This is a genomic window from Pseudomonas silesiensis (assembly GCF_001661075.1).
Lineage (GTDB): Bacteria > Pseudomonadota > Gammaproteobacteria > Pseudomonadales > Pseudomonadaceae > Aquipseudomonas > Aquipseudomonas silesiensis.
The window spans coordinates 611,520-628,015 of sequence record NZ_CP014870.1 but is presented as its reverse complement, the minus strand read 5'-3'; the positions used below and the strand labels follow the sequence as shown (position 1 = coordinate 628,015).

Here is a 16,496-nt window from a genome sequence, read left to right as displayed (position 1 = left end):
TCGATATATTTCCCGCGCAGCAGAAAAAAGAGTAAAGACTTTGTAAGGATGGCCCTGCTTATTTCATAATGCGCGCTTATTGGATCCCCCTCGATGGGTCCGCGCGCCCTCCAGAGGTAAGTCGATTCCCATGAACCGCACCGGCCGCACCCTTGCATTGGGCTGCCTGTTGCTCCTTCAGCCCCTGCACGCGCTCGCACAGGCAGGCGGCAACTCGTTGTTAATCCCAGCGATGGGTCGCTGCACCCTCAATACTCAGCCGCAAGATCTGGCACAGGCCCTCGCGGCTTGCCAGAAAGCGTCGGATGAAGGGGATGCGCAAGCGCAATACGAGTTGGGTGAGTTTTACTATGACGGTAAAAATGCGCCGCGCGACCTCAAAAAAGCCCTGAGCTACTTCGAAAAGGCCTCGCTGCAAGGCCATGCCCAGGCGCAATTCAAACTCGGCACCATGTTTTTCCACGGCGAAGGCGTGCCGGCCAATAACGTTCAGGCGTATATCGTGCTGAAAATGGCTGCGGTCAACGGCGCTGAAGAGGCGCTGGATACGGCGGATGAAGTGGCCGAGAAGATGCCTCGGGAAGAACTCGAGGTGGCGACCCAGGTGCTGGGGCAGATTTTCCGCAAGTATTTGATGGAATTGCAGAGCGCCGATGGGCGTACGCCTTTCTCGCCACTGCCCTGATTTCTGCGTCGACCTTTCTGGCCCCTTCGCGGGCGAGCCTCGCCCCTACAGGTCAGCGCTGACCTGTAGGAGCGAGGCTTGCCCGCGAAGGGAGCGACTCGGTTCCAAGGCTTACTTCTCAGGCATCGGCATCGGAAACGGCATGACATTGCCGACCGCGCCGCGGGCTTCGCTGATTTTCGGTGTGCCGAGGCGTTCGACTTCGTCGATGCGCACGATCGAGTGCATGGGCACAAAGCTGCGCACAACGCCTTCGAACTGAGCCTTGAGCTTCTCTTCGCTCGGATCGACGACCACTTGCGTGCGCTCGCCAAAGACGAACTCTTCCACTTCCAGGAAGCCCCACAGATCACTTTGATAGATCTGCTTGGCATACATTTCGTACACCTGGCCCTGATTGAGGAAAATCACCTTGTAGATTGGAGCTTCACGTTTGGTCATGGCGGGCGAGCAACACATCGGGGATAAAAATGAGGGCGCAAACTATAGCATAGCCGCCGGACGCACAGCGGTAGGAACCTTGGAACATGTTCCCTATAATGCGCGGTTCTTTGAATCACGTGATGACTCTATCCATGGCCAAGAAGCTTTACATCGAAACCCACGGTTGCCAGATGAACGAGTACGACAGCTCGCGCATGGTCGATCTGCTGGGTGAACACCAGGCCCTGGAAGTCACCTCCCGCGCTGAAGACGCCGACGTGATCCTGCTCAACACCTGCTCCATTCGCGAACGCGCCCAGGACCGGGTGTACTCCCAGCTCGGCCGCTGGCGCGAACTGAAACTGGCCAACCCGGACATGGTAATCGCCGTCGGCGGTTGCGTGGCCAGCCAGGAAGGCGCCGCCATCCGCGACCGGGCGCCGTACGTCGACGTGGTGTTTGGCCCCCAAACCCTGCACCGCCTCCCGGAAATGATCGACGCCGCCCGCGCCACCAAGTTGCCGCAAGTGGACGTCTCGTTCCCGGAAATCGAAAAATTCGACCATCTGCCCGAACCGCGTATCGATGGCCCGAGCGCTTATGTGTCGGTCATGGAAGGCTGCAGCAAGTACTGCACCTTCTGCGTGGTGCCCTACACCCGCGGTGAAGAAGTCAGCCGTCCATTCGACGACGTGATTGCCGAGATCATTCACCTGGCCGAAAACGGCGTGCGTGAAGTGACCTTGCTGGGGCAGAACGTCAACGGTTATCGCGGCACCACCCACGACGGTCGCCTGGCCGATCTCGCGGAACTGATCCGGGTGGTGGCCGCCGTCGATGGCATCGATCGCATTCGCTACACCACCTCGCACCCGCTGGAGTTCTCCGACAGCCTGATCCAGGCGCATGCCGACGTGCCGGAACTGGTGAAGCACCTGCACTTGCCGGTGCAATCGGGCTCTGACCGCATTCTGTCGGCAATGAAGCGCAACCACACCGCGCTGGAATACAAATCCAAACTGCGCAAGCTGCGGGCCGCCGTGCCGGGGATCTGCATCAGCTCGGACTTCATCGTCGGCTTCCCGGGCGAGACCGAAAAAGACTTCGAACAGACCATGAAGCTGATCGAAGACGTCGGTTTCGACTTTTCCTACTCGTTCGTCTACAGCCAGCGTCCAGGCACTCCGGCGGCCGATCTGGCCGACGAAACACCGGAAGCACTGAAAAAAGAGCGCCTGAACGCGCTGCAACATCGCCTGAACCAGCAAGGTTTCGAGATCAGCCGACAAATGGTGGGCACCATTCAGCGGATCCTGGTGACCGATTATTCGAAAAAGGATCCCGGCGAACTGCAGGGCCGTACCGAGAATAACCGTATCGTCAACTTCCGCTGCGATACTCCAACCTTGATCGGGCAGTTTGCCGACGTGCACATCGATGCCGCGCAACCGCACTCGCTGCGGGGCTCCTTGATCCAATAACCGCCACCTGACCTGTAGGAGCGAGGCTTGCCCGCGAAGGCAACACTGCTGTTCTACCTGACTGACCGCGTTAACGTTCTTCGCGGGCAAGCCTCGCTCCTACAAGGGATGGTGATTGGTGCTGGATTATTTAAGAGCTTTCGCACCCAGCCCACTGGCGTTATCCTTGATTTCATCTCAATTGCCCCAGGGCGGCTAAATACGACCTTGAACGCACCCATAGAACCACATCGTTTTATCCTCGAGCCCTTTGAAGCTCGCCGCTTCGCCAATCTGTGCGGGCAGTTCGACGAGCATCTGCGCTTGATCGAACAGCGCCTGACCATCGAAATCCGCAACCGCGGAAACCAGTTCGAATTGATCGGCGAGCCCAAACACACCACCTCCGCGGAAACCCTGCTGCGCCGCCTGTACCGGGAAACCAAGGGTACCGAGCTGTCGCCGGACATGGTTCACCTGTTCCTGCAGGAATCGGCCGTCGAAGAGCTGGACAACCACTCCCCCGCTGAACCGTCCGTCGCCCTGCGCACCAAGAAAGGCATGATTCGCCCTCGCGGCTTGAATCAGGTGCGCTACGTGAAGGAAATCCTCGGTAACGATATCAACTTCGGCATCGGCCCGGCCGGTACCGGCAAGACCTATCTGGCCGTTGCCTGCGCAGTAGATGCGCTGGAACGCGAACAGATTCGCCGCATCCTGCTGGTGCGCCCGGCGGTTGAAGCGGGCGAAAAGCTCGGCTTCCTGCCCGGCGACCTGTCGCAGAAGATCGACCCGTACCTGCGACCGCTCTACGACGCACTCTACGAAATGCTCGGCTTCGAACACGTGGCCAAGCTGATCGAGCGTCAGGTGATCGAAGTTGCGCCGCTGGCCTATATGCGCGGTCGCACCTTGAACAACTGCTTCATCATCCTCGACGAAAGCCAGAACACCACGGTCGAGCAGATGAAAATGTTCCTGACCCGGATCGGCTTCGGTTCCACCGCGGTCATCACCGGTGACATCACCCAGGTCGACCTGCCGAAAGGCACCAAGTCCGGGTTGCACCATGTGATCGAGGTGCTCAAGGACGTGCCGGGCATCAGCTTCACTCATTTCATGCCCAAGGACGTCGTGCGCCATCCACTGGTGCAGCGCATCGTCGAAGCCTACGAGCGCTTCGAGAATCGTGTGGCGGACGAAACGCCAAAGGATAGTCGCCGCGATGCTTGAGCTTGATCTGCAACTGGCGACGCAAGCGACCACCCCAAGCGAGGCCGAGTTCCGCCAATGGTGCGAACTGGCCCTGCGCCAGCGCACTGCCGACTCCGAAATGACCATTCGCCTGGTTGATGAAGAGGAAGGTCGCGAGCTGAATCACACCTGGCGGCAGAAGGATTACGCCACTAACGTTCTTTCGTTCCCCGCCGATGTCCCCGACGAATTTCTGGATATCCCGCTGTTGGGTGATCTGGTGATTTGCGTGGCGGTGGTCGAACGCGAAGCCGCCGAACAAGGCAAGGAACTCAAGGCCCACTGGGCCCATCTGGTTATTCACGGCTGCTTGCATCTGCTGGGTTACGACCATATAGATGACGACGAAGCCGAAGAAATGGAAGCACTGGAACGAACGTTGCTTGCTGAGCTGGGTCATCCGGACCCGTATGCGGACGACGAAACAGACGCATCCCCTATCGTTACAACAAAGGATTCAGAGTAATCGCTATGAGCGAAGATCGATCGAGCAACGGGCAAAAGTCATGGCTGGGTAAGCTCACCCAGGCTTTTGCCCATGAGCCGAAGAACCGCCAGGAGCTGCTGGAGCTGCTGCGCGATGCACACCAGAACAAACTGCTGGACAGCGAAGCGCTGGCCATCGTCGAAGGCGCCATCCAGGTTGCAGACCTGCAAGTACGGGACATCATGGTCCCGCGCTCGCAGATGATCAGCATCAAGGCGACCCAGACCCCTCGCGAGTTCCTGCCCGCCGTGGTCGATTCGGCCCACTCCCGCTACCCGGTGATCGGCGAAAGCCACGATGACGTGATGGGCGTGCTGCTGGCCAAGGACTTGCTGCCGTTGATCCTCAAGGAGAACGGTGACAACTTCAACATCAAGGACCTGCTGCGCCCGGCCACCTTCGTGCCCGAGTCCAAGCGCCTGAATGTGCTGTTGCGCGAGTTCCGCGCCAACCATAACCACATGGCCATCGTCATTGACGAATACGGCGGTGTGGCGGGGCTGGTGACCATCGAAGACGTGCTGGAACAGATCGTCGGCGACATTGAAGACGAGCACGACGTCGAGGAAGACAGTTACATCAAGCCGCTGCCCAGCGGTGACTTCCTGATCAAGGCCCTGACGCCGATCGAGAACTTCAACGAGTTCTTCGACAGCCAGTTCTCCGATGACGAGTTCGACACGGTCGGCGGCCTGGTGATGAGTGCGTTCGGGCACCTGCCAAAACGCAACGAAATCACAGAGATCGGCCCTTATCGCTTCCGCATCCTGAACGCCGACAGCCGTCGGATTCACTTGCTGCGCCTGACGCCTATTGCCCGGTAACACCTAAGGATAGAAATGCATTGGATCACCCGCCCCGGCTGGCCCGGTAACCTGCTGGCCGTGGCGGCCGGTGCAATCACCACCCTGGCCCTGGCGCCGTTCGATATCTGGTTGTTGGCGTTGCTGGCGGTCGGCCTGTTCTATGCCGGCTTGCGTGAACTGAACCCGCGCCAGGCCCTGGGCCGTGGCTGGTGCTTCGGTTTCGGCCTGTTTGGCGCCGGTACCAGCTGGATTTACTACAGCATCCACCACTTCGGTGGCGCTTCGGTGCTACTGGCCGGCTTCCTGATGCTGATCTTCACGGCGGCGATTGCCTGGTTCTTCGCCCTGCCCGCCTGGATCTGGGTGCGCTGGCTGCGCCGCAACGAAGCGCCACTGGCCGATGCCCTGGCGTTCGCTGCGCTGTGGGTCGCCCAGGAAGCCTTTCGTGGCTGGTTTCTCACCGGCTTCCCGTGGCTCTATTCCGGTTACAGCCAACTCGACGGCCCACTGTCCGGGCTCGCGCCCGTCGGCGGGATGTGGCTGATTTCCTTTACCCTGGCCCTGACGGCTGCGCTGATCTACAACGCGCTGCCCTTGGTGAAAACCGCTCGTAAAGGCTTCATCGCCGCTGGCGTGCTGCTGCTGATCGGCCCATGGGTGGCCGGCATGGCGCTCAAGGGGCATGCCTGGACCAGCCCGGCGGGGGCACCGCTGAGCGTCGCGGCGATCCAGGGCAATGTCGAACAGAGCATGAAATGGGACCCGGCACAGCTCAACGCGCAGCTGGCGCTGTACCGCGACATGAGCTTCAGCTCCAGACCGGTCGACCTGTTGATCTGGCCGGAAACCGCAGTCCCGGTGCTCAAGGAGTCCGCCGAGGGCTACCTGAAGATGATGGGCGACTTCGCTGCAGAACGTAAATCCGCACTGATTACCGGCGTACCGATCCGTCAGGAAATGCATCAACAGAAACGCTTTTTCAACGGCATCACCGTGGTCGGCGAGGGCGATGGCACCTACCTCAAGCAGAAGCTGGTGCCGTTTGGCGAATACGTGCCGTTGCAGGAGGTGTTGCGCGGGCTGATCGCCTTTTTCGACTTGCCGATGTCGGACTTCGCCCGCGGCCCTGCCGATCAGCCGATGCTGCAGGCGAAGGGTTATCAGATCGCGCCGTACATCTGCTACGAAGTGGTCTATCCGGAATTCGCCGCCAGCCTCGCGGCCCGTAGCGATTTGCTGCTGACCATCAGCAACGACACCTGGTTCGGCACCTCGATCGGCCCGCTGCAACACTTGCAGATGGCACAGATGCGTGCACTGGAAGCCGGACGCTGGATGATCCGCGCCACCAACAACGGCGTGACCGGCCTGATCAACCCGTTCGGGCAGATCACCGTGCAGATCCCGCAGTTCGAACGCGGTATTTTGTATGGTGAAGTGGTACCGATGCACAACCTGACGCCTTACCTGCAATGGCGTTCGTGGCCGCTGATCGTTGTTTGCGTGTTGTTGTTTGGCTGGGCGCTGGTGGCTAGCCGGATGGCCAAGACTGTTTGATACGCGAACCCTGTAGGAGCGAGCTTGCTCGCGATGGACGTGAACGATGACGCGTGTTTCCTGGAAACAAGCGCCGCCTTCAGGCTCATCGCGAGCAAGCTCGCTCCTACAGGGAATGCGTAATATTTGGGTTATCGGTAAAACACCGAATACCCGATCTGCCCCACCGCCTCATTCATCAACTGCCCGCTCTGCCAGAGCGCCTTGAACTCCGGCAGCCAGCCGCCCAGCGGCCGGGCGTTGTCTACTCCTAGAAACCCCATCGGTGCCGGCACCACCTCGAATCCCGCCTGCTGGAAACTCCAGACCGCCCGCGGCATGTGCGAGGCGTGCGTCACGAGCACGACACGCTTGAAGCCTTGGGGCAGCAACACTTCGGCACTGAATTGCGCGTTCTCCCAGGTCGTGCGGCTGCGCCCTTCCTGCCAACGCACGGTCACGCCGAAATCATCGAGCAACGAGTCCGCCATCAACTTGGCTTCCGTCGGCGGGGTACCGTAATGCAGCCCGCCACTGGTGAGGATCGGCAAGCCCGACGCCTTGGCCAGCCGCGCCGCATAGCGCTGGCGCTCCAGGCCGATACCGGTCGGCTGGTCGGCGCCCCAGGCCGGATCGCCACGCTCGCGCCCGGAACCCAGCACCACGATCGCATCCGCCCGCCGAGCCAGTGTTGCCCATTCCTGGCGAGCCAGTGGCGGTTCACGCTCAAGCGCCCTGGCACCCCACTCCACCACCACCGGCAGGCTCATCAGCCAGAAGCCACCGACCCCCAAGGCAAAACACAGGCCCGCCAGTCGCGGCCTTGAGCGGCGCAACCACCAGGCAAGCAGCAACAGCAGCAATAAAATGCCGGGAGGCAGCAACAGTTGTTTGACGAAGTAACGAAAAGGCATCGAGCATCTCCAGAGATGCCCGAAGCCTAAGTGGGTTGACGCGATGCGACAACAAATGCGGAAGGACTATGCTTTAAAAAAACCATATTTCATGGCTTCACGTGCCCTTACTTGAATTGCAAAGACCGGACCTTTACCGCGTCCCTGCCGGGTGCCTTGTCCTTGAGCCAGATGATCTTGGCCGAACGTGGTGCGTCGAGTTGCTTCACTGCCTCTGACAAGTATCCGTGTGATTCACGTTCACTGCGATCCAGATACGCTTTAACCAGTGCAAACTCTGCGGGGCTCAGGCCGCGCAGTTCCAGCTCCAAGGGACGTTCATCGCGTAGCCGGTCGGCGGTTTTCGCCGCGTCCAGGGCCATCCCCAGACGATCGATCAGTCTTTCGTACAGCTCCGGTTTTGTAACTTTTTGCCGTGACTCAACCATCCCTCACCTCATTGAAGATAAGACTCGCTCCCCTTTTAGAGCTTAGCTTCCATGAACAAACCGGCCGGATGCCGCGACCAACGGCCCTCGCAGCGGGTTTTGCCAGGCCTTGGGCAGTAATCAGGGTTTCCCTCGGTAGAGTGCGGTCATGTATGCTACGGCGCTTCCTGTAACTCCACTTCCAGCTCGTCTGGACACCGAAGCGCCGATCTGGCGCAATCACCGTCCAGCGTGTATTGAAGAGGATTAGGCCACCCCTATTCAGTTCAAAAGTAGCCATGCACGAACAATATCAGCCCCGTGAAATCGAAGCCGCCGCCCAGTCGTTCTGGGACGAGCAAAAGTCCTTTGAAGTCAGTGAACAGCCAGGCAAGGAGACGTTCTACTGCCTGTCGATGTTCCCTTACCCCAGCGGCAAGCTACACATGGGGCACGTGCGCAACTACACCATTGGCGACGTGATCTCCCGCTACCAGCGCATGCAAGGCAAGAATGTCCTGCAACCCATGGGTTGGGACGCCTTCGGCATGCCGGCGGAAAACGCCGCGATGAAGAACAACGTGGCGCCCGCCAAGTGGACCTACGAAAACATCGCTTACATGAAAACCCAGCTGCGCAGCCTGGGCCTGGCGGTGGACTGGTCCCGCGAAGTGACCACCTGCAAACCGGATTACTACCGCTGGGAACAATGGCTGTTCACTCGCCTGTTCGAAAAAGGCGTGATCTACAAAAAAAGCGGCACCGTGAACTGGGACCCGGTCGACCAGACCGTGCTGGCCAACGAACAGGTGATCGACGGCCGCGGCTGGCGTTCCGGCGCGCTGATCGAAAAGCGCGAAATCCCGATGTACTACTTCAAGATCACCGCTTACGCGGATGAGCTGCTGGAAAGCCTCGACGACCTGACTGGCTGGCCTGAACAGGTCAAGACCATGCAGCGCAACTGGATCGGCAAGTCCCGCGGCATGGAAGTGCAGTTCCCGTTCGACGTCGCTTCCATTGGCGAAACCGGCGCGCTGAAAGTCTTCACCACCCGTCCGGACACCCTGATGGGCGCGACCTACGTTGCCGTGGCCGCCGAACACCATCTGGCGACCCTGGCCGCGCAAAACAACCCCGAGCTGCAAGCGTTCATCGCTGAATGCAAAGGCGGCAGCGTGGCCGAAGCCGACGTCGCCACCCAGGAGAAGAAAGGCCTGCCGACTGCGCTGTTCGTCGAGCACCCGCTGACCGGTGAAAAACTCCCGGTATGGGTCGCCAACTACGTGCTGATGCATTACGGCGACGGCGCGGTCATGGCTGTTCCGGCGCACGACGAGCGCGATTTCGAATTTGCCACCAAATACAACCTGCCGATCAAGTCCGTGGTACGCACCAGTTCCGGTGACACCAACCCGGCACCGTGGCAGGACGCCTACGGCGAACATGGCACGCTGATCAATTCCGGCGAGTTTGACGGCCTCGATTTCCCGGGCGCCTTCGACGCCATGGAAGTCGCCCTGATCAAGAAAAACCTCGGTGCCTCGCGCACCCAGTTCCGCCTGCGCGACTGGGGCATCAGCCGTCAGCGCTACTGGGGCTGCCCGATCCCGATCATCCACTGCACGACCTGCGGTGACGTGCCGGTCCCGGAAGATCAACTGCCTGTGGTACTGCCGGAAGACGTGGTACCGGACGGCGCCGGTTCGCCACTGGCGCGCATGCCCGAGTTCTACGAGTGCAACTGCCCGAAATGCGGCCAGCCTGCCAAGCGTGAAACCGACACCATGGACACCTTCGTCGAGTCCTCGTGGTACTACGCCCGTTACGCCTCGCCGCACTATGAAGGCGGCCTGGTGGAAAAATCCGCGGCCGACCACTGGTTGCCGGTGGATCAATACATCGGCGGTATCGAACACGCCATCCTGCACCTGCTCTACGCGCGCTTCTTCCACAAGCTGATGCGTGACGAAGGTCTGGTGAGCTCGGACGAGCCGTTCAAGAACCTGCTGACCCAGGGGATGGTGATCGCCGATACTTACTATCGTCGCGAAGCCAACGGTGCCTACACCTGGTTCAACCCGGCGGACGTCGAACTCGAACGCGACAGCAAGGCCAAGGTCGTCAGCGCCAAGCTGATCGCAGACGGCCTGCCGGTGGAAATCGGTGGCACCGAGAAGATGGCCAAGTCGAAGAACAACGGCGTCGACCCACAGTCGATGATCGACCAGTTCGGCGCAGACACCTGCCGCCTGTTCATGATGTTCGCCTCGCCACCGGACATGAGCGCGGAATGGTCCGACTCCGGCGTAGAAGGTTCGCACCGCTTCCTCAAGCGCGTCTGGCGCCTGGCTCAAGCCCACGTCACTCAAGGCCTGCCAGGCAAACTGGACGTCGCCGGCCTGAACGACGAGCAGAAAGCCATTCGCCGTTCGATCCACCAGGCTATCAAGCAGGCCAGCCACGACGTCGGCCAGAACCACAAATTCAACACCGCCATCGCCCAGGTGATGACGCTGATGAACGTCCTGGAAAAAGCCCCGCAAGGCACCGCACAGGATCGCGCACTGGTTCACGAAGGCCTGGAAACCGTGGTCCTGTTGCTGGCCCCGATCACTCCGCACATCAGCCATGAGCTGTGGCATCGCCTGGGTCACCCCGATCCGGTGATCGACGCCGGTTGGCCGGTGCTGGACGACAGTGCTCTGGTGCAGGACAGCCTGCAGCTGGTCATTCAGGTCAATGGCAAGCTGCGTGGCCACATCGAAATGCCAGCCAGCGCCAGCCGCGAAGAAGTCGAAGCCGCCGCACGGGCCAACGAGAACGTGCTGCGCTTTGTCGACGGCCTGACTATTCGTAAAGTGATCGTAGTGCCCGGGAAACTGGTCAATATCGTCGCCAGCTAAGTGGATCAGGCGCCAGGTCCAGCCTGGCGCCGAATAAAACCTTTCGGGCCGCATGATCGGCCCACCTGGTTTCAAGGGGAACAACAAGATGATCAAACGCAATCTGCTGGTGATGGGCCTCGCCGTTCTGCTGAGCGCCTGCGGTTTCCAGCTGCGCGGCACCGGCACGACCGAGCTGGCGATCAAGGAACTCGACCTGAGCGCCCGTGATGCCTACGGTCCGACCGTGACCCAAATGCGTCAGGTGCTGGAAAGCAGCGGCGTCAAGCTCTACAGCGGCGCTCCTTACAAACTGGTGCTGACCGGCGAGCAGGAAAGCCAGCGCATCCTCAGCTACGCCGGTGCCGGCCGCACTGGCGAGTATCAGCTCAGCACCGTGCTCAGCTACGACATCAATGGCCAGGGCAACTTGCCACTGATGAGCGACAAGCTCGAAGTGCAGAAAGTCTTCATCCACGACGGTAACAACCTGGTTGGTTCCGATCAGGAAGCCAATGACGCTCGCAAGGACATACGTCGTGAACTGGTGCAACGCATGATGCTGCGCCTGCAGCAGCTGACCCCGACCCAACTGGATCAGCTGCAACAGACCGCCGAGGCCCGTGCCAGGGCTGAAGCCGCGGCATTGGAAGCGGCACAGAAGGCTGAAGCGCAAACGCCGCGCCAGTCTCCTGTCGAACTGCCCCGGCAGTAAGCGTTGCGGGGCGCCTCGGCGCCCCGTCCGCCCTCTCCTATGAAACTCGCTCCCGCCCAACTCGCCAAGCACCTGCAAGGCCCCCTCGCGCCGGTCTATATCATCAGTGGCGATGACCCGTTGCTGTGTCAGGAAGCCGCCGACGCGATTCGTGCCGCCGCTCGCCAACAGGGCTTTGACGAACGACAAGTCTTCGCCGCCGATGCCAGTTTCGACTGGGGGACGTTGTTGCAGGCTGGCGCGAGCATGTCGTTGTTCGCCGAAAAACGCCTGCTAGAATTGCGCCTGCCCTCCGGTAAACCCGGTGACAAAGGGGCCGCCGCGTTCATCGAGTATTGCTCGCGTCCGGCCGAAGACACGGTGTTGTTGATCAGCCTGCCCAAGCTGGATGGCAGCGCGCAGAAAACCAAGTGGGGCAAGGCACTGGTTGAAGGCCAGCACACCCAGTTCGTGCAAATCTGGCCGGTGGATGCCAACCAGTTGCCGAGCTGGATCCGTCAACGGTTGTCCCAGGCCGGGCTGTCCGCGAGCCAGGACGCCGTGGAACTGATCGCTGCCCGGGTCGAGGGCAACTTGCTGGCCGCCGCCCAGGAAATCGAAAAACTCAAGCTGATGGCCGAGGGTGGGCAGATCACCGTTGAAACCGTGCAAGCGGCGGTGGCCGACAGTGCGCGCTTCGATGTTTTCGGGCTGACCGATGCCATCCTCAACGGTGAAGCGGCGCATGCCCTGCGCATGCTTGAAGGACTACGGGGTGAAGGCGTCGAGCCACCGGTGATTCTCTGGGCCCTGGCCCGGGAGCTGCGCGTGCTGGCCAACCTGTCATTGCAGTACAGCCAGGGCGTGCCGCTGGACAAGGCCTTCAGCGCTGCGCGACCGCCGATCTGGGACAAACGCAAACCGCTGATGAGCAAAGCCCTGCAACGCTACCCGGCGCAACGCTGGGCGCAGTTGTTGCTGGAAGCGCAGCGCATTGATGCGCAGATCAAGGGCCAGGCCGCGGGTTCCCCGTGGATGAGCCTGAGTCGGTTGTCGTTGTTGATGGCGGGCCAACGATTATCGTTGCCTGCCGAATAAGCTCAACAGATCGTCACTGCTTGAAGAGTTCGCCGGGGGTAAACCCGAACAACCCCTTGAACGCCGCAATAAACGCCGACGTCGAGTCATACCCGCAGGACAGCGCGGCGTTGGTCACGCTATTCCCCTCCTCCAGCCATTTCAACGACGACAGCAGCCGCATCCGCTGACGCCACCCTCGAAAGCTCAACCCGGTCTCCCGCTGAAACAGCCGCATCAGGGTTTTCTCCGACGTGCCCAACCGCTGCGCCCATTCTTGCAAGGTCACGTTTTGCTCAGGGTTTTCAAGCAGCTCGCTGCACAACCCCAGCAACCGCTCATGACGCGGCAACGGCAGGGAGAACTCGACCTCCGGCAGACTCGCCAACTGATCCAGCAGCACACTCACCAACCGGGCTTCCTGGCTGTCACCCTGTGGATATTCCACCGGCAACAGACAAAAACGCTTGATCAGCTCCCGGGCCAGCGGCGTCACCTCGAGCACCCGGCAACGCCCGTCCGCCCATAGACAATCCTCGCGGCGCACATAGAGGCTGCGCATTTCGGCGCGCATCGAAGTCACCACCTGGTGATCGAGATCCGCTGGAATCCAGATGCCCCACTGCGGCGGCGCAAAGAAACTGCCCTCGGCGGTGTGTACGCCAAGAACGCCGCTGATAGCGTAGGAAAACTGCACCCAGTCGTGGCGATGGGACGGTGTCCAGGAACCGGCATTGAGGCTTTCCACCCGGGCGAACAGTGGACGGGGCAACGCCGTCAGCGTCGGGATCGTCCGTTCGAGGGTGATTTGTCCGTTAGTCGGCATTGACAGGCCTTATGTCGCAAAATGGCTATAAGCGACGCTACGCCATGCCACTCATATATTCAACACCGGTGATCCTGTGGGAGCGGGCTTGCCCGCGATAGGGGAGGCACATTCAATATCTCTGTGTCTGAGACACCGCTATCGCGGGCAAGCCCGCTCCCACAAGTTTCCGGTTACACCCACCGCAGTCATCAGCGCTCGATAATCGCCGTTACGCCCTGCCCACCCGCAGCGCAAATCGAGATCAAGCCCCGCCCCTTGCCTGCGGCATCGAGCAACTTCGCCAGGTTGGCGACAATGCGCCCGCCGGTGGCGGCAAACGGATGCCCGGCCGCCAGTGAGCTGCCTTTGACATTGAGCCGGCTGCGGTCGATGGCACCGAGCGGCGCGGCGAGGCCAAGTCGTGTTTCGCAATAATGCGGATCTTCCCAGGCCTTCAATGTGCAAAGCACCTGCGCGGCAAAAGCTTCGTGGATTTCGTAGTAGTCGAAGTCCTGCAAGGTCAGGCCATTGCGCGCCAACAAGCGCGGCACGGCATAGACCGGCGCCATCAACAGCCCTTCGGCACCCTTGACGAAGTCCACCGCCGCCGCTTCGCCATCGCGCAGGTAAGCGAGGATCGGCAACCCACGTTCCTTCGCCCATTCCTCACTGCCCAACAGCACCAGCGATGCGCCATCGGTGAGTGGCGTGGAGTTGCCCGCAGTCAGGGTGCCCCTGGCACTTTTCTCGAACACCGGTTTGAGCGAGGCAAGTTTTTCCAGGGTCAGGTCCGGGCGCAGGTTGTTGTCGCGAGTCAGGCCGAGGAAGGGTGTCATCAGATCGTTGTGCCAGCCTTCGGTGTAGGACGCGGCCAATTTCTGGTGGCTTTCGAGGGCCAGTTGATCCTGCTCCTGCCGTGGAATTTCCCAGGTCTGGGCCATCAGCTCGCAGTGCTCGCCCATGGACAGGCGGGTACGCGGTTCGCCGTTACGCGGCAGCTCGGGGATCAAATGGTGGGGACGCAGCTGTAGAAAGGTTTTCAGTTTGTCGCCAGTGGTCCTGGCGCGATTGGCTTGCAGCAGAATCTTGCGCAAGCCTTCGTTGACGCCGATCGGCGCGTCGGAGGTGGTGTCGACGCCACCGGCAATGCCGCACTCGATCTGCCCAAGGGCGATCTTGTTCGCCACCAGCAGCGCCGCCTCAAGACCGGTGCCGCAAGCTTGCTGGATGTCGTAGGCCGGGGTGGTCGGTGACAGCCGCGAGCCGAGTACGCACTCGCGGGTCAGGTTGAAATCCCGGGAATGCTTGAGCACCGCCCCGGCGGCCACTTCACCGATGCGCAGGCCGTGCAGGTTGTAGCGTTCGATCAGGCCCTCGAGCGCGGCGGTAAGCATCGCCTGGTTACTGGCTGTGGCGTACGGCCCGTTGGAGCGGGCGAAAGGAATACGGTTACCGCCAATAATCGCGACGCGGCGCGGTTGAGTCATGAAAAGCTCCTGATGAAAATATCCAATTGTGAACACCGCCCCCTGTAGGAGCGAAGCTTGCTCGCGATGGCGGTGCGTCAGCTACATTGATGTCAACTGACACACTGCCATCGCGAGCAAGCTTCGCTCCTACACAAGCGTAGGCCTTATCCCGTGGATCGAACGACTGATTGCCATTTGTGGTCCACACTTTGAACCCCAGCCGCTGGAGCGCGTTCCATGTCTGACCGCTATATCGACTTCGCCAATTCGTCCATCGGCCATCGTCTGGTCGGGGCCCTGGGTCTGCCGTCGCCGGTACGATTGGAGCGCTGGCAAGCCGGCCGGCTGCGGCCGGTCGAAGGGGCGTTGCTGATCGGCGGCGGACCGCTGGCGGAAAAAGTCGGCGCCTTCGCCAACCGCCTGACCGACGCGATTTACAGCTACGGCACCGAACCTTCAATGGCCACGGCGTGGATTCCCGGGCACGGACCGAAACTCAAGGCCGTCGTGTTCGACGCCAGCGATCTGGTGCAGACCGACCAGCTCAAACAGCTGCGCGAATTCTTCCAGCCGCTCATCAAAAACCTTGATCACGGCGCCCACCTGGTGATCCTGGGGCGGGCACCGCAGGCCATGAGCGACCCGTTCGCCGCCAGTGCCCAGCGGGCCCTGGAAGGTTTCAGCCGGTCGCTGGCCAAGGAATTGCGCGGCGGTGGGACCTTGCAACTGATCCAGGTCGGTGAAGGTGCCGAGAATCAACTGGAAGGCCCGTTGCGGTTTTTCCTCTCGCCCAAAAGCGCTTTCGTTTCCGGACAAGTGATTCGCCTGGACGCCTGTACCGCGCAGGTGACGGACTGGACTCGCCCGCTGTCGGGTCGCAAGGCGCTGGTCACCGGCGCGGCACGCGGCATCGGTGCGTCCATCGCCGAAACCCTCGCCCGTGACGGTGCCGAGGTGATCCTGCTGGACGTGCCGCCAGCCAAGACTGATCTCGAAGCCCTCGCCGCCCGCCTCGGCGGGCGCGGCATCACGCTGGACATCTGTGCCGAAGACGCCGCCGCGCAGCTGATCGAGCAATTGCCCGACGGCATCGACATTGTCGTGCACAACGCCGGCATCACCCGGGACAAAACCCTGGCCAACATGACCCCGGAATTCTGGGACGCCGTACTGGCGGTCAATCTCAATGCGCCGCAGGTGCTGACCAAGGCACTGCTCGACAGCGGCACCTTGCAGGACGACGGCCGGGTGATTCTGTTGGCCTCCATCAGCGGTATCGCCGGCAATCGCGGGCAAACCAACTACGCGGCGAGCAAGGCCGGGCTGATCGGTCTGGCTCAGGCCTGGGCGCCACTGTTGAAGGCGCGCGGTATCAGCATCAATGCGGTGGCGCCAGGCTTCATTGAAACCCAGATGACCGCGCACCTGCCCTTCGGCCTGCGTGAAGCCGGTCGGCGCATGAGTTCCCTTGGCCAGGGCGGGCTGCCGCAAGACGTCGCCGAAGCGGTGGCCTGGCTGGCGCAACCCGGCACCGGGGCGTTCACCGGGCAAGCATTGCGGGTCTGTGGCCAAAGTGTTTTGGGGGCTTAGG

15 protein-coding genes are annotated in these 16,496 nt (G+C 61.2%); 10 read left to right on the top strand and 5 right to left on the bottom strand.

The features are described from left to right. Positions 1 to 130: 130 nt before the first annotated feature. Complete coding sequence (locus tag PMA3_RS02725; protein WP_064675731.1) at positions 131 to 685, top strand: tetratricopeptide repeat protein; 555 nt, start codon at positions 131 to 133, stop codon at positions 683 to 685. 111 nt (positions 686 to 796) lie between these two features. Here the strand turns inward: PMA3_RS02725 and PMA3_RS02720 are convergent, their stop codons facing one another. Continuing rightward, on the bottom strand, positions 797 to 1,126 hold the full coding sequence (locus tag PMA3_RS02720; RefSeq protein ID WP_007894425.1) for a DUF1820 family protein: 330 nt from the start codon (positions 1,124 to 1,126) through the stop codon (positions 797 to 799). A gap of 134 nt (positions 1,127 to 1,260) precedes the next feature. Between PMA3_RS02720 and miaB the strand changes: the two genes are divergently transcribed. From miaB to lnt, 5 genes are all read left to right on the top strand, one after another. Beyond that, a complete protein-coding gene (gene miaB / locus PMA3_RS02715; protein ID WP_064675730.1) occupies positions 1,261 to 2,589 on the top strand; it encodes a tRNA (N6-isopentenyl adenosine(37)-C2)-methylthiotransferase MiaB in 1,329 nt (442 codons plus the stop codon). 207 nt (positions 2,590 to 2,796) lie between these two features. Continuing rightward, positions 2,797 to 3,801, top strand: a complete 1,005-nt coding sequence (locus tag PMA3_RS02710) for a PhoH family protein (RefSeq protein ID WP_064675729.1) — start codon at positions 2,797 to 2,799, stop codon at positions 3,799 to 3,801. After that, positions 3,794 to 4,288, top strand: coding sequence for an rRNA maturation RNase YbeY (gene ybeY, locus PMA3_RS02705; RefSeq protein ID WP_064675728.1), 495 nt, complete (start codon positions 3,794 to 3,796; stop codon positions 4,286 to 4,288). The genes PMA3_RS02710 and ybeY overlap by 8 nt, the downstream gene beginning before the upstream one ends. Before the next feature lie 5 nt (positions 4,289 to 4,293). After that, positions 4,294 to 5,133 (top strand): HlyC/CorC family transporter, encoded by an 840-nt coding sequence (locus tag PMA3_RS02700; protein WP_064675727.1) that lies wholly within the window; start codon positions 4,294 to 4,296, stop codon positions 5,131 to 5,133. Positions 5,134 to 5,148: 15 nt separating this feature from the next. Next, positions 5,149 to 6,672, top strand: a complete 1,524-nt coding sequence (gene lnt, locus PMA3_RS02695) for an apolipoprotein N-acyltransferase (protein ID WP_064675726.1) — start codon at positions 5,149 to 5,151, stop codon at positions 6,670 to 6,672. A 131-nt stretch (positions 6,673 to 6,803) separates the two neighbouring features. Here the strand turns inward: lnt and PMA3_RS02690 are convergent, their stop codons facing one another. Both PMA3_RS02690 and PMA3_RS02685 read right to left on the bottom strand, forming a co-directional pair. Beyond that, positions 6,804 to 7,565: a YdcF family protein gene (locus tag PMA3_RS02690; protein ID WP_064675725.1), complete on the bottom strand. Its 762-nt coding sequence runs from the start codon at positions 7,563 to 7,565 to the stop codon at positions 6,804 to 6,806. A 107-nt stretch (positions 7,566 to 7,672) separates the two neighbouring features. Continuing rightward, on the bottom strand, positions 7,673 to 7,993 hold the full coding sequence (locus tag PMA3_RS02685) for a hypothetical protein (RefSeq protein ID WP_064675724.1): 321 nt from the start codon (positions 7,991 to 7,993) through the stop codon (positions 7,673 to 7,675). Positions 7,994 to 8,271: 278 nt separating this feature from the next. Here PMA3_RS02685 and leuS point away from each other — a divergent pair, with 278 nt between their 5' ends. From leuS to holA, 3 genes are all read left to right on the top strand, one after another. Then, positions 8,272 to 10,878, top strand: coding sequence for a leucine--tRNA ligase (gene leuS, locus PMA3_RS02680; protein ID WP_064675723.1), 2,607 nt, complete (start codon positions 8,272 to 8,274; stop codon positions 10,876 to 10,878). Between the two features lie 88 nt (positions 10,879 to 10,966). After that, positions 10,967 to 11,572, top strand: coding sequence for an LPS-assembly lipoprotein LptE (locus PMA3_RS02675; protein ID WP_064680604.1), 606 nt, complete (start codon positions 10,967 to 10,969; stop codon positions 11,570 to 11,572). A gap of 39 nt (positions 11,573 to 11,611) precedes the next feature. Beyond that, on the top strand, positions 11,612 to 12,649 hold the full coding sequence (gene holA, locus PMA3_RS02670) for a DNA polymerase III subunit delta (protein WP_064675722.1): 1,038 nt from the start codon (positions 11,612 to 11,614) through the stop codon (positions 12,647 to 12,649). A 13-nt stretch (positions 12,650 to 12,662) separates the two neighbouring features. On the opposite strand, the gene PMA3_RS02665 is transcribed toward holA, so the two are convergent. Next, positions 12,663 to 13,454 (bottom strand): AraC family transcriptional regulator, encoded by a 792-nt coding sequence (locus tag PMA3_RS02665; protein WP_064675721.1) that lies wholly within the window; start codon positions 13,452 to 13,454, stop codon positions 12,663 to 12,665. 191 nt (positions 13,455 to 13,645) lie between these two features. Beyond that, positions 13,646 to 14,923, bottom strand: a complete 1,278-nt coding sequence (locus tag PMA3_RS02660) for an acetyl-CoA C-acetyltransferase (protein ID WP_064675720.1) — start codon at positions 14,921 to 14,923, stop codon at positions 13,646 to 13,648. A gap of 219 nt (positions 14,924 to 15,142) precedes the next feature. On the opposite strand from PMA3_RS02660, the gene PMA3_RS02655 reads away from it, so the two are divergent. After that, positions 15,143 to 16,495, top strand: coding sequence for a 3-oxoacyl-ACP reductase (locus tag PMA3_RS02655; protein ID WP_064675719.1), 1,353 nt, complete (start codon positions 15,143 to 15,145; stop codon positions 16,493 to 16,495). Position 16,496: the final 1 nt, after the last annotated feature.